Source organism: Paraburkholderia kururiensis JCM 10599 = LMG 19447 (genome assembly GCF_003986935.1).
Taxonomy (GTDB): domain Bacteria; phylum Pseudomonadota; class Gammaproteobacteria; order Burkholderiales; family Burkholderiaceae; genus Paraburkholderia; species Paraburkholderia kururiensis.
This window is the reverse complement of the sequence record NZ_RJZE01000033.1, coordinates 49,176-62,541: the sequence shown is the minus strand read 5'-3', so window position 1 is coordinate 62,541 and position 13,366 is coordinate 49,176. Positions and strand designations below refer to the sequence as shown.

The 13,366-nt window shown below is 63.3% G+C and carries 15 protein-coding genes; 5 read left to right on the top strand and 10 right to left on the bottom strand.

Features of this window, described 5'->3' with window-relative positions; genetic code table 11:
• The first annotated feature begins 143 nt into the window (after nt 1–143).
• Nucleotides 144–824 (top strand): prepilin peptidase, encoded by a 681-nt coding sequence (locus PKKP23_RS30140; RefSeq protein ID WP_126879583.1) that lies wholly within the window; start codon nt 144–146, stop codon nt 822–824.
• Nucleotides 825–942: 118 nt separating this feature from the next.
• Here PKKP23_RS30140 and PKKP23_RS30135 read toward each other — a convergent pair whose 3' ends face one another.
• The 9 genes from PKKP23_RS30135 to PKKP23_RS30100 all read right to left on the bottom strand — a co-directional run bounded on the left by PKKP23_RS30135 (nt 943) and on the right by PKKP23_RS30100 (nt 8,037).
• On the bottom strand, nt 943–1,755 hold the full coding sequence (locus PKKP23_RS30135; RefSeq protein ID WP_126879582.1) for a PRTRC system ThiF family protein: 813 nt from the start codon (nt 1,753–1,755) through the stop codon (nt 943–945).
• Nucleotides 1,752–2,387: a PRTRC system protein A gene (locus PKKP23_RS30130; RefSeq protein WP_126879581.1), complete on the bottom strand. Its 636-nt coding sequence runs from the start codon at nt 2,385–2,387 to the stop codon at nt 1,752–1,754. Before PKKP23_RS30130 ends, PKKP23_RS30135 begins: the two co-directional genes overlap by 4 nt.
• Nucleotides 2,384–3,112, bottom strand: a complete 729-nt coding sequence (locus PKKP23_RS30125) for a PRTRC system protein B (protein WP_126879580.1) — start codon at nt 3,110–3,112, stop codon at nt 2,384–2,386. Before PKKP23_RS30125 ends, PKKP23_RS30130 begins: the two co-directional genes overlap by 4 nt.
• 12 nt (nt 3,113–3,124) lie before the next feature.
• On the bottom strand, nt 3,125–4,132 hold the full coding sequence (locus tag PKKP23_RS30120) for a PRTRC system protein F (RefSeq protein WP_161978165.1): 1,008 nt from the start codon (nt 4,130–4,132) through the stop codon (nt 3,125–3,127).
• A 23-nt stretch (nt 4,133–4,155) separates the two neighbouring features.
• Nucleotides 4,156–4,377 (bottom strand): hypothetical protein, encoded by a 222-nt coding sequence (locus PKKP23_RS33845; RefSeq protein ID WP_052382435.1) that lies wholly within the window; start codon nt 4,375–4,377, stop codon nt 4,156–4,158.
• Nucleotides 4,370–4,588 carry a PRTRC system protein C gene (locus tag PKKP23_RS30115; protein WP_042303797.1) on the bottom strand — a complete coding sequence of 73 codons (219 nt, stop codon included), beginning with the start codon at nt 4,586–4,588 and terminating at the stop codon, nt 4,370–4,372. Before PKKP23_RS30115 ends, PKKP23_RS33845 begins: the two co-directional genes overlap by 8 nt.
• Before the next feature lie 10 nt (nt 4,589–4,598).
• Entirely contained in the window at nt 4,599–5,069 is a 471-nt protein-coding gene (locus tag PKKP23_RS30110) for a PRTRC system protein E (RefSeq protein WP_126879578.1), read from the bottom strand.
• 81 nt (nt 5,070–5,150) lie between these two features.
• The gene (locus PKKP23_RS30105; protein ID WP_126879577.1) at nt 5,151–6,818 is read right to left on the bottom strand and encodes a PRTRC system ParB family protein; all 1,668 of its coding nucleotides are present in this window, start codon (nt 6,816–6,818) and stop codon (nt 5,151–5,153) included.
• Between the two features lie 208 nt (nt 6,819–7,026).
• The gene (locus PKKP23_RS30100) at nt 7,027–8,037 is read right to left on the bottom strand and encodes an N-6 DNA methylase (RefSeq protein WP_126879576.1); all 1,011 of its coding nucleotides are present in this window, start codon (nt 8,035–8,037) and stop codon (nt 7,027–7,029) included.
• Nucleotides 8,038–8,670: 633 nt separating this feature from the next.
• Between PKKP23_RS30100 and PKKP23_RS30095 the strand changes: the two genes are divergently transcribed.
• The 4 genes from PKKP23_RS30095 (at nt 8,671) to PKKP23_RS30080 (ending at nt 11,784) form a co-directional block, all read left to right on the top strand.
• Nucleotides 8,671–8,868, top strand: coding sequence for a hypothetical protein (locus tag PKKP23_RS30095; RefSeq protein WP_126879575.1), 198 nt, complete (start codon nt 8,671–8,673; stop codon nt 8,866–8,868).
• 25 nt (nt 8,869–8,893) lie between these two features.
• A complete protein-coding gene (locus tag PKKP23_RS30090) occupies nt 8,894–10,111 on the top strand; it encodes a DUF1173 family protein (RefSeq protein ID WP_126879574.1) in 1,218 nt (405 codons plus the stop codon).
• Between the two features lie 350 nt (nt 10,112–10,461).
• Nucleotides 10,462–11,133, top strand: coding sequence for a Lar family restriction alleviation protein (locus PKKP23_RS30085; protein WP_126879573.1), 672 nt, complete (start codon nt 10,462–10,464; stop codon nt 11,131–11,133).
• 102 nt (nt 11,134–11,235) lie between these two features.
• The gene (locus PKKP23_RS30080) at nt 11,236–11,784 is read left to right on the top strand and encodes a DUF2199 domain-containing protein (protein ID WP_161978164.1); all 549 of its coding nucleotides are present in this window, start codon (nt 11,236–11,238) and stop codon (nt 11,782–11,784) included.
• A 281-nt stretch (nt 11,785–12,065) separates the two neighbouring features.
• On the opposite strand, the gene PKKP23_RS30075 is transcribed toward PKKP23_RS30080, so the two are convergent.
• Entirely contained in the window at nt 12,066–13,196 is a 1,131-nt protein-coding gene (locus PKKP23_RS30075; protein WP_126879571.1) for a helix-turn-helix domain-containing protein, read from the bottom strand.
• Between the last annotated feature and the right edge of the window lie 170 nt (nt 13,197–13,366).

Sequence of the window (13,366 nt, the reverse complement as noted above, 5' to 3'; positions counted from 1 at the left end):
CCGCCGGCGCTCCGGCCCCGCCAACACTTCCATCACTTCTTGCTTGTTGTTAGTCAAAAACACAGTCTTATGCCTACCCGCTATTGTAAGTGGGAGACTGTGTCCGGAGATTCAGGGGGCTGCTCCACAGTTTAAGCCAGCCTATGCCATCGTTCGTCAGCATTGAGCTTTTCGCCATAGTCATTGGCACCGCCTGCACAGTTGGTGCGTTGGTGCCGGATATGTCGGCCGCGACCGCCACGGCTGTCCTGCGGTCACTCGGTGAGACCGCGCAACGCGAACCAACGCGAGTCCGCGATCGGGTCTGGGGTGCGCTGGCGTGCATCGGCGCATCGGCAGCGGCGCTCGCCACACGGGGTGTGTCACTGCCCGCGCTCGCTACCTGGTTGCTGTGCCTGTCGCTGCTCATCGCCGCCGACATCGATCGTCGACATCACCTGCTGCCGGACGCAGTCACCCTGCCCTTGCTCTGCCTGGGCCTGCTCGTCAATCTCGGCAACCACGTCGCTCCATTGCCAGACGCCGTGATCGGCGCGGTGGGCGGCTACCTCGGCCTCCGTATCCTTTCGCTGGTCGTCGTAGCCATCACGCAGTCGGATGGCATCGGCCACGGCGACTTCAAGCTGCTCGCGGCAATCGGCGCGTGGCTCGGCTGGCAGGCGCTGCCGCCGGTCGCGTTCATCGCGGCCGCCCTTGTAGTGCTCGTCGGACTGGTGCGCAACGCACGCTCCAACGCCGCGGCCCCTTCGCGCGTCGCGTTCGGACCTGCGCTCGCGGTCGCAGCGACGGTAGTGTTATTCGTTCCGTCACTGTGCCACGCGTGATGCGCATCGCACCCGCGCATGGCAACGGGGGACAAAAAAAAGCGCCGCCCGTTTTAAGGGGCGGCGCTGATCGAGAAAACAGCGAGCGTGGGCCGAGCAGGTCGGCGGCTCGTCAAGGTTAGCCGCCGCGCGCAATCGTGCGACGCCGCGCCGGCTTGGCTGCAGGCGGTGCTTCGTATCCGAAGCGCGCCCATGCTGCCTGGTCGATCGGTACCGGATTCGTTCGTCCCGTTGCGAGATTCACGAACACGGCGGAAAACACCAGACCACCATTCCGAAACAGCGACCAGAGCAGGTTGAACGCCTGAACGGAAATCGCCTGATTGATGACGAGCGACTGCTTGCGTAGCGCGTCGGCCATCGAGCACGAAGGCGTATCGTCGGCTTTGTCGTTCTTCGGATTCAGCATGTCGGGAAACAGGTCGCCCACGTGGGGCAACCGGTCGTGCCGCGGCTTGCCAAACTCGCCGAGAATAACCTGACCACGATCCCCCTCATTGCCGCAATCGAGGTAGTAACGGCACTTTCCCCGCTTTGCGGCCTGCACAATTGCATGGCGCGCGCGTCGCGAGTCCACGCAGCCGATCACGAGATCGGCATGCAGGTTAATCCGCGAATCGACGCGCCGCGGCTCGGCCACCCAGTTCGTGCCCATCAGAAGGTTCAGGCGGTTCACGAGCAGCGTTGCCTTGTACTGGCCCACGTCGTTCGGATAGAACCCCTGTCTGCCGACGTTGAACTCGCTCACCGTGTCGTCGTCGTACACCGTGCACTCGATACCACCGGGGTGCCCGAGCTCCACCATCGCGTGATGCAGTCGGGCAAGCGACGGCAGCAGGGCACTGCCGGTCCCCCCCGCACCGACCACGACGACCTTCCATGCGCTCCGCGCCATATGTTCCGGGGTAGCGTGCAGAACATCGCCAGTCATGCGACCTCCCCGGCCAGTGCCGCCAGCCAGTGAGCCGGGGCGCCGGCCTGAACCTCGAAGCGGCCTTTCATGCACAGCCGCAATGCCACCGACGGCGTGCGATCGCAGCTTCCGAGCACGAGCGCAAGCTTCACGTCGTGCGCGTCATCGCGGTCATCGGTGGACGAGAAATATGCTTTCCCGTGACCGTGCGAATGGCAGTCAACAACCAGCCACTCCCCTTCACGCAACTGCGGCCGCCCATAGTGCAGATGGGCGGGTCCGTGCGAAAGCGACGCAAGCCTTTCCAGCCTGAATTGCCTCGTCACCGCGTCCCACACGATCCATGCGCCTACTTCGTTGGGCAGTGCCGCCCGCGCAAGGCGGGCGAACTCCACAACGAGTGCGGCGGGAATGGCACCGCAACGCAGATCCGTCAGCTCTCCCACCTCGCCATACGGAACCGTCGTGCGCCAGTCGAATGCGCCAAGGCGGCGGACCACCCTGATCCACGGACGGTCGACTTCGAGAAACACGCCATTGGAAGCGATGAGCAGTCGCTCGCCGGCGCCAGCAATCGGCGCGACGGATTCACGCGTGGGCACCATCACCGACGGAAACGACCCTTGCAGGACGGTATCGACCGGATTCATGCCTCACCCCCGATCTTTCCTCCGACCAGCCTGCACGCCGTGGCGCCCTTCATCGGGACGAGCACTTCGAGCGGAAACGTGTCGAACTTCCCGTCGAGCATGTCGGTCCAGAACCCATAGAAGCCTTTCGCGTACTCGACGCGCTTGCCCCCCTGATTCGGGTGAGTAAACGCCGACGTGAAGAAGCCCTCCTCCCATCCTGCGATTGCCGAGACCTCGATGCGTCGTGGAACACGGGCCGATCCGATGCAGATCTTGCCGTGGTCCCACGTGTTGAAGTACGGTGGTTCGAAAAGCTCGGTGCCGGCCTCGGGGCGCGTATTTCCCCTCAACGCGAAAACGCGGAACCCGCCCGCACCGGCCTGGAAGACCAGGCCCGGGTGCGGAACCACCGCGCTCCGTTCACCGACCGTCGGACACTGGAAAAACACGCGGCGCCGCATGGGCGGACACCACCACGTCACTGCAGCTGACGTCACACCGAGCACGTTTCCAGGGAGGAACTCGGCGCGCGGCGCAGCGTTTCGGTCAAGTTGTACCAGTGCGTCGACGAGCGCGCGCCGGCTCAGTGGCCGGCCTGCACCGATCACGGGCCGACCTGCCTGACGCTCAGCCGCGATGGAATGCACTGTCGCGTAACGCGACCCGTCCTGCGCCGAGTAAAGCAGGAGGGCCGACGACAGGGTGACGTCGTGCCCGGTCTGTCCAATATGAACACGTTTCATGAAAACTCCTGGTCAAGGGCTCACCACCAGCGCCAGAAGGCGGTCAAGGTGGCGAAGCATCTGAAGGGCGAGGCTCCACTGCGCGTACTGCGCACAGATGCCCTGCCTGCTGTTGGAAAATGTTATGAAGCAGCTGTACTCGGTGGCCTCGCCGCCCTGGTACTCGCCATTCATAAAGTCGTCGAGCAACTCGCCGATACGCTCATTGCTCTCGAGCACCAGTGAGCAGCCCGAATACAGCGGCCGCGCGTCATGGCCGTCGTTCAGCAACGGTCGATTACCTGCGCGCCCGAGTAGGCGGTGCAGCGCGGCTAGTTCCACGCACACCCGGGTCACGAGTGGCGTGGCGCCGCTTTGCAGATGCCGCAATTCCCGCCCGGATAGCACCTGGCTGCGCGAGCGTCGACCGGGAACCTTTGCTGGCATCCGGATCTCGTCGGGGTACAGCTCGGGGCGCAGCACCGATGGAAGAAAACGGTTCACGACTTCCTCGTCTTCACCGTAGTACTCCTTCATCCATTCGCTGACGTCGGCATCCGTGGCTGCTTCGTCGCCGTCCCAGTGACGGCAGGCCGCCTCACAGAGGAACCAGCCCGGCGTGCGGATCAGAACGGTCTTGCCCGACACCCGGTCAATGAGGTCAAAGAGGGTGTACAAGAGAAGCGGATGAGCTTCCCGTAATGGCTGGGCAAGCACACCCATCTCATGCAGCCACTCGTTCTCCAGCCGCACGCCAAGATGCCGCGGGCCATCTGGCCTGAACTCATCAACGCCATACCCATGCTCGAGAATGTCCATCACTGCGTTCGTGTCGAACAGGTCGAGGCCGAACGAGAGAAAGCGAAACGGCTCGCGGATCTGCCGCTGCACCCAGGCGTAAAAGGCCTGCTGGAATGCATCGACCGGGCTGACCGGCGCATGCACATCTGCGGCGCGCAACGGCCCGTAGCGGAACTGCTCGAGCACGACTGCCTCCACCGCCACGTCGGCGCGCCACCGGATGGTGGCCTCGCGTGGCACGTCAGCGGCGAACCCGGGCAACGTCAGAACAGAATCGGGAGGTCGATGTCGGGCAGCGGCAGCGCGTGGCGATTGCCATGCCCCGCCGGCAGCCGCATCGACTGGTCGATCAACGCATGAAGGATCGAGTAGCATGTGCGAACCTCGTCGTCATGTAAAAAAACCGCCCTCTCGGGCGGTTCCTGTGAGTTGAAGAAGCTGCCCGCCGGATCGGCGAGCGCCCTGAGCAGTGTGTCCTTACGCATGGGAGCCCTTGGCACCCGCCGCGCGGACAAATTTGTAGCTGGCAACTTCACCCGAGAACTCGGGGCCATCAACCGTCGCGGTCGTCAGCTCCGGGTACTGCGCCGAGTACAGATCGCGGACCTGATCCGGCGTGAACGCCGGGCCAGGGTCAACGAACCGCATGCCGTTGTAGGTGAACTCGCGAAGGATTGTGGCGATGCTGATCGTCATGACGCCTCCCTCACAACAGGCTGAGAAGGTCAGTCTGGCCGGCATCGGACACCGTCGATGTCGTCGCCTGCGCGGCCGCCGCGGGCTGGCCATTGCCCTCACCCTCGTCAGCCACATCGTCATCGCCTTCGTCGTTGTCGTCGGCCTTGGATGCGGGCGCTGGCAATGCCGGCTTCGAGCCTTTCGACAACGCCTTGTGCGCCTTGCCCGCCTGCGACTTCTCTGCCGCCTGCAGGATTTCCGTCGTGGCGCTCACCTGCTCCGCGAGTGAGCGGTGTGCGCCTTCGAACGTCCGCAGCGCGTCAGCGAAGCCTTCATCCAGCTCGGCCGGGCTCGCTGTCAGCACCAGTGGCTGCCGCATCGCGGCCTCCTTCGAGTCGCTGCCCGGCACCATGACCACTGCCATCTGGTCACCCGCCATCTTCAGCGTGAGCGTGACCTTGCCGGTCTCGCGCACGAACGCTTCGAGTTGCTGGAACATATGAAACCTCACGGGAATGAAAAAACGCCGCGCAAAGGCGGCGTGAAGAAAAGGGAACCGTGGCAACCGCCACGGCCAGCATCAGTATTTCAGGACCTTCGGCACCTTGCCCGCGTAGTCGAAGCCTTCGACCGAGAGCAGGGCATCGATAACCTCCGACTTCGATTTGGCGAACACCTTCTTGAAGTTGTCGCCCATCGCGGCGCGAAGGCCGAGTTCGTCGGCCACCACCTTCATCTCGGATTTCGTGATCAGTTCCAGAAACTCCTTGTCGAGCTTCCAATGCTTTGCGAGATCGAGCTTGTGGTGACGGCACATCTTCACGAGATACTCGACGTCGACGCCCTGGATGGCCGACATCGTGAGCGCAACGAGCAGCTTGACCTGCACGTCGGAGTGCAACTGTCCGGCAGCCGACGCGGCCTTTGGGAAGTCAGACACACCTGGCTTGTCGTCGATGAGACGCTCCCAGATCGTGTTGAGCGGTTCAGCTGCGATGCTCCTCGCCTGACCGGTCGCAACCACCGCGATCAGATACTGACGAGCGAGCGCCACGTCCGAGCTGACCTCGCGACGCAACGCCTTGCGCCAGAGCGCGACGCGATACGTCTTGACGCGGTCGGACTCGGCCACCACTGTCGGCTCGGGACTGGCTGCCGTCGATGACTTGACGTCCTTCGCGGCACCCGCCGCCTTCGAAGCGCCTGGCGCAGTCGCAGCTTTCGCCGCATCCGTCGCTGGCGCCTTCTCGCTCTTGATACGCGCGGCGACTTTCTTCATGTTGCAGACCGTGTCGAAGCACTGGCCCTTGTAGACGTTGCCCATTGAATCCGGCAGACCGCTCACCGCCGCGCCGAAGTTCTGGCACCCGTAACAGGCTTTCGCCTGTTCGGCACCGACGCCCTTGGGACCGTCAGCCACGAGCTGGATGCGCGTGTGATTGTCGCCGGGGCGGACGATGCGCACGGTCTGGTACTCGTCACGCAGGCCTGCGGCAATCGCGTCGAGCTGCTTCTCCGTCTTCGCGTTGTAGCAGGCGCGGTTCGTACAGCTCCCCGTGCCGATCGATTCGCCGAACATCTCGGCCTGGGCAGCAGAGTTGTGCGGGCACGCGGAGCAATCGGCCTTGTCGAAGATCGCGGCAGGCAACGAACATGAGACCTGCTCGAGCGTCTTCTTCAGATCCGCTACCGTACGGTTTTCCTTCACGACCACAGGCAGAAGCTTCTCCTGCTGGTCCTTCGTGAAGGCGGCGAACAGCTCGGCGTGGCCGAGCTTGATGGTGCGCGTATCGAGCGCATCCAGCACGGAGGCGCTGCAGTTCATGAGGGCGAGGCGTGAGTCGAGCTTCTGACGGGTCCAGCCGAGCTGCAGGGCCGCTTCGTCCCGGTCACCCTTGCAGATGCCGACAAGTTCCGCGGCGCCCACGGCCTCTTCCGACGGAGCCATGTCGTCGCGCTGGATGTTTTCGATGAGGGCGACTGTGCGCGCCTGGAAGTCATCCAGTTCCCTGAGAACGATGGGCATGGGATAGTCGGGCCCGCAGGCCTCCATCGCAGCACGGTAGCGACGGCCGCCGCAGACGAGTTCGCGCGAGCCGTCATCGAGCGGACGCACGACAACCGGCTGCAAGACGCCCTGCAGGCGGACGGACTCGACCATCTCGGCCATCTTCGCCGCATCGAAGTAACGACGGGGGTTGCGGCCCAGCTTGATGTCGCCGAGTCGCATGGTGGGTTGCTGTTGCATTGCAGGTCTCCTGGAGAGGGAACCCGCTCCCAACGGGAAGAGGATTCCCGAAGGGTGAACAGAGAGCGGCCGCGAGGGCCAGGGTCGATGCGCACGAGGCGCAGTAGGTAAAGAGACGATACCGCGCGAATGCTGTACCCGGTCGCGAAAAGATCGCCGATGCGAGGGAGCTTTCGGGAGATGGCCCGGAACAGGTCCGGACCATCGTTCAGAACAGGGTTAACTGGTCGACGAGCTCAAGAAACTGTTGCGGGCCCGACTGCGGCTGCACGGCATCGTCGAACAGATCGGCCAGTCCGGCCGTGTCCACCTGTACCGGCTCGACCAGCGCGACCTCCGTTGCGTGTTCTACGGGCGATTCATCGGTCGACATCGCCGGCACAGTCGCCGGCTCCGCAGCGGATGCGGTATCGTCGGCTGTGCTGTCCGGTGCGCGACCGATCATCTCGCGCATGGCGTCCTCAGCGCGACGCGTTCGCAGGCGAGCGCTCCACCCACCAAGCACATGGGCGGGGGTGAACCAGTGTCCCCACACCTCCATCGATAGTGCGTTGCCGTGCACGACGATCGCTGGAATGTGCAACAGGGAAAGTTGCAGATAGCTCATGTGAACACAGCACGGGTCGATGTCGATACACGTCGCGTGCATCGCCTTCTGGTAGTTGAGGCCTGCATCGCGGAAGGCTTCGGCCGTTGCGATCACCATGCCGCCGGCGCCGCATGCCGGCTCATGTACGCGCACGAAGCCTCGCGACCGTGCGACCTCAACACTTCCGCCTGTCACGATTGACGCTATGAGATGCGAGACATGGTAGGGCGTAAAGAACTGTCCGCTCCGGTCGTTGCCAAGCCCGAGCATCATGTAGGTCTCGCCTAGCACGTCCGCCAGTCCACCGCCGCGTGTGCCCACGGTACTCGCAGCGAGCATCGTTTCGACGCGCCTCTCGAACGACAGTGTGAGTTCGGCCAGCATCCTGGGGAACCTCGCGACCTCTTCTCGCCTGTACTTCCAGACGATCTCGAGATAACGCTTCTCGCGGGTCTCGAAGTGTGTCCGGTCCACGCTATTGCTGATCGCGAGCGCGGCCAGCTCAACGAAATCGCGAAACACCGTGTCGAGGTGGTGGCCGTACGAAAACTCCCTAAACAGCGCGACCAGGTTTCGCTGGTGCCCGTCGGCCGTCAGATCATGTTTGCGCTGCGTGCTCTTCTTGCTCATGCCCACTCCATAACAAACGAGGGGCATTGCCCCTGCGGGCGCGATGCCCCACAGGGAAAGAAAGGAAGTTCCGGCAAAGCCGGCCCATGTCGATGCGTCGATGACGCTGGTGATGAGGGCATGTTAAGCCCGCATACCTCTGACAGAGACCTTCAAAGAGTGCGAACATGCGCGGGCTTTCGCTCGCAGCCGACACGGCGTTATCCACAGATTCTGTTGGCAAAGCTGTGGAGAGGAATCTCCGATACGCGGCGACGTCAGCCTATGGAGCCAATATCGGCGGGCTTTCGGGCGGTTCGGGGCCTACGGCGCGTTCGAGAATGATCGCGCATGGACAATCACGCCCGCGCTCTGCGGCGATATACGTGCTGGACCTGACAAGACCTTGGGCCTGGGCAGGCTCAATCAAATTCATTGCCGCCATCCCGGCGTTTGCGCTCCGTTCTTTGCGGACGTTCGGCGTGGCCGGCATGCAGTCGCCCCTGCGAGCCCCTTTCGTTCAGGCGCCTGAACGGCTTTTCCCGAAAAGCTGCGCTTTCTGTTGAGCTTTCCTGCTGACTCCATCCCGCAAACGCTGCCAAATCCCACCTCTTTCGCGCGTCAGCGTGCCGGGAGCCGCGCGATGATAACGGGATGGACTTCGCGACCGACCACCACGATGGTGCCGCATCGCTGCGCCTGCGCCGCGTTCGCTACCCCGGCCGCTCCCGCGAAAGCCGGGCGGGCGTCGTGATCGAACACGAGCTCTCGCGCGGCATGGTGACCGTCCTCGATACTGACGACGGTACCTTCTGGCGCGGCCTCGCAGATTCAATCGTGGTTCTCGTCTGACCCGCGTTCGCAAGGAGAATCGCCAGTGCCCAACGTATCCTTCGACGGCAGCACGTTCGCACTGTCCGACATCCAGGAGAACCCGGCGCGCTTCGCCCGACGCCTCGAACGGGCAAAGATCAACCCGGGCCACGCACTTTGCCACTGCCGCCCGGATTCACCGCGCAAACTAGTGATCCGCAGGTACGGCTCGCTCTACCATCTCGCCGGGTGGCCCGATGACGGACCGCACCATACCGACGGCTGTGACTTTCGCAAGACGCACGATGCCAGCAGCACCGCCGGCAATGACGGTCGCGCTGCCATCCTCGAAGGTCCCAACGGTATGAACGTCCGCCTCGACGCCTCCCTCGTCCAACGCGAGGCGACCTCATCCCCCGGCCCACGTGCGGCCGGAAGCCCTGGCGGCATGTCCCGTCGGACAGCTTCGCTTCTCGCATTTCTGCAGGCTCTGTGGGCTAACGGCCGGCTGAACGCATGGCGCGGTTCCTCAATGGCACGCGGCTGGGGTGCCGTCAACGCAATGCTGCTCGGCGGCCTCGGTGAAAACGCCCTGATTAACGGCGCGCGTGCGCAGGATTCGCTGCATGTCATGCGCCGCTACGAGGAAAGCGAGCGCGATGCAATCAACGCCGAGTTCGATGTTTTCCTCAACGGGATACACAACGACGGAAAGGTTTCGCGACGCGCGTTGATCCTCGGGGAGATCGGAGAGGTCGCGGACACCCAGTACGGCAAATCCATCACGCTGCGGCAGCGCAGGCAGCGCTATTTCACTACCCCGACACTCATCGCCGCTGCCGCGAAGAAGTATGGGCACGCGTGGCGCGCCATTGGAGAGGCAAGCGCGCGCGTCGTCGCGCTCATACTCATCGAGCGCACGCCCAAAGGACATCTTCGCGTCGTCGATCTCGCCGCGATGCTCTGCTCAGCTGCGTTCCTGCCCTGCGATTCCATGCATGAGGTCGCGATGGCCAACCGTCTGGTCGCGGAGCGCCGGACCTTCGACAAGCCGATGCGCCTGTCCGATGGCGACACGATGCTGCCCGACTTCGTGTTGCTCGATACGACGCCGGCGACACACATCGAGGTCTACGGAATGAACGGGATGGCCAGTTACGAGCACCGCAAGCTGGAAAAGCAGATGCTTCGCGAGGTCAGTGGTGTGCCGGTCGTGGAGTGGGACACCGACCGGGAGCGGCTCGAAGAGGTACGACTGCCAGCAGCCCAACGGAACACCTGACTTTGCCCGGCACGCGGGAGGCCATAAAGCGCTCACGCCGGTCCCGTCCACTGTCTGCGAAGCAGCGATATACGAATGGGCGACGTAGCACCTCGATTCGCGACCAAGGGTCGGATGCGAACCGCATGACGGGCACCAGGGACAAAATACTCGGTCCACGCGAAGCGCAGGCGTAACGATGGACGACATAATGCTCGGTGACGAGCTCCACACGCTCAGACGGGGATGCCCTCGCTTTCTCCGGTTGCTTCCATATCCAGTTTGAATGGCGCGAGCCGGGAGTTGACGCCCACCTTTCGGTTTTGAAACACAGTGTGGATAATGGCGGGCAACCATTCAAGCCAATCGCCATGTACGAGCAGCTCATCCCCTGCGACCACTGCGGCGGCCGCCCCACCCTCGGCCGCTCCCAACGCCTTACCTCCTTCCTTCCCGACCCCAAATTCGACTATACCGAGTGGGGACGGCTCGCTGGCCCCCCCCGCATTGGGGACCGCGTGCCACGGCCCCCCGAAGCTCCGCCGACGGAGCATCTGGTGTGCGTTTACTGCGCCGAGTGTGGCATGCAGACACCGTGGGAGCCCATTGAACCCGACGAGCGCGCCGCGAAGGACCGCGTCGCTGAAATATGGAACCGCCGGCTTAACCGACCCGAGACCGACAAGACAGACCTGCAGCGGCTCGTTGAACGCGAGATCGGTGCGGCCGACATTCCGGCCGTCCTCGACCTGCTATCACGCACAAAGCAGAACTGGGAGGAGATGGGCCCCGTTTTCGCGATGATCGCGCGTCGCCTGATCGATGCCACGATCGTGACCTTCGACGGCTGGCCCATCGCGCCCGTCCTCATGGATGCCGCCCGATACCGCAAGCTCGTGCAGCTCGCCAAATGGGTTGAAATGGAGGGTGAGCGCTACGCCGAGTTCCCGCGCATCTACTCACCGTCGGACGACGACGAGCTGCTCTTCGAGGACCGGATCGCGGTCGGAGTCGATTCGCTGCCCGACCGAGACCGCTGGTAGGGAGCAACGCGAACAAAGCGTTCATACCATGGGGTCCGCACTGGAGGAACGTCGGCGTTTGGAATGAAGGGTCGTTCGACGTCGATTCCAGGACTGGCGACAATGGCGGACCACAACACAGATAATGCGAGAGATCGAATGGGTGTGTTGAGATTCAAGTGCTCGCAATGTTCGGAATGGCACGAAGGGGAGCCCAGCATCGGCTTCAAGGTCCCCGGATATTTACTGGAGATAGCGGAGGCGGACAGAGAGGCGCGCGCCTGGTGGAGTGAAGACCTTTGTGTCATCGACGGTCGGTATTTCTTCGCGCGGGCATGCCTGGAGATTCCGATCATGGGTGCCGCAGAGCCGTTCTTGTGGGGAGTATGGGTTTCGCTTAGCGAGCACAACTTCAGGGACTATGAGACCAGGCTTGCATCGGGCGATCCCGGCGGACCGTACTTCAGCTGGCTAGCAAATCAACTTCCGGGCTATCCGTCGATGGTGGGCTTAAAGGCTCGCACGTTCCCACAGGCAGGGACGAACAGGCCACTTGTCGAGCTTGAGCAGACGAACCATCCGTTATCGATCGACTTTCATAGCGGAATCAGCGAAACGCGAGCGCAAGAGCTTTTCGCCCTGGTTCTTCACCCGCAAGGTATTCCGCATTGATGAGGTAGATGCCTTGATACTCCGCCAGTATCGACGCAGTTCGCATTTCGGTCGATACCTGAGCGCTGACGATTGAACCTCTGTTGGCGGGAAGTTCCACGTCTGCGGAGATCCCGGAATATCTCAAAAAAAAGGACCGGCCACGCGGGCCGGTCCAAGCTTGTTCTGGCTTTGTCGGAGAGGCGCCAGAACCGAGAGACAGGTCATATTCTCGATCCTGCGGGGTCATGGGCCTATCCCATATCGTTCGTTGTTTGGCGCCCATTCACGAACTGCTCTGCTCATCCAGACGCAAGTAGCCGGTAAAGCGCCTGGCGCGAAATCCCAAGTGCAGCCGCCGCGTGCGATTTGTTGCCGCCCGCAGCCTGGAGCGCCATCGCGGCTTGCGCCAATGTCACCAATGGTTTCGCGAGCCGCTCCTGCCGGGCGAACGTCGACAGGTACGCATTGGCCTTGGTCACGCGACTATGGCCGGCCGCTTCGACCACCCTGCGCATCGCCTCTGCATGCAATGCGGGATCAGGGCGCGTCCCCACCTGCTTGACCGGTGCCGCTACACCGGTCATCTTCTCGTACAGCTCCTGCAGATACTGGTGGCGCAGACCGTGGCTTGTCACACCAAGTCCGGCCTTCGTGATTCCGTGCCGGTCCATCACGTAGTAATACCAGTCACGCCACTGCTTCAACGTGCGGTCCTCGGGTACGGTCGAACCCGTAACCGGATTGCTGAAGCGCGCGGCCTCTTCGAGCACCGCCATCTTCGCATCGAGCGGAACGTCGCGTGCCCGCCCTCCCTTCGTTCCCCGTGTGACCGCCAGAAACCCTGTATCCCTGACTGCACGCAGCGGCTGAAGCATGAAACTCTCCTCAAGACGAAGGCCGAACGCCGCCTGCAGCTTCAGCTGCACGGCGACGCGCGGGCACGTCTGCGCGATCTCCTCAATTTTCTCCGTCGCGTTCACGCCGTTGGCTGCCCACGACCTGTCCGCCTCGGCGACATACGAGCGCACAAGGCCGTGCTCACGCCGGTCCACGTAGTCTCCAAGCGTACCCACGACGCCGGTCTTGCTCATCCAGTCCGCCAGTGCGCGCAGGTACGTCAGCTTGTTTTCGATCGTGCCACCGGACTGGCCCTCCCCGACCCACTTCGACACCAGCCAGGCCACGTGTTTGCTTCGCAGGTTCCACGGGCTCGCGAGCGCGAAGCCGCCTTCGCGCAACTCCACGAACGCCCTGCAGATCGCGCTCGTGCGGCGCTCCTGCGTCTTGATCGAGAGGGCCTTCGTGCTGATGCGTGTCGTGCTGTGCACCGCCGACACGTGTTCGCCGAACAGCCGGATCAACGCCTCCGCCATTGGCGGCGTCAGGCGATGCCCACGTACGACCGCCCGTATATTCAGGATCGCTGCCATACACACTCCGCTACCAGCCGGGTCTTGTCCCCGGCCATGTTATGCTGCGCGCGGGCGACGCCCTGCCTGGCGTCGGGTACCCTCGTTCGCAGCCCGATCTACGCGCCGCCTGCCACGCGGCTTCGCCGTTGCCCCCGGCGTGGGGTTTGCTGCCTTCCCTGCCTTTAGCG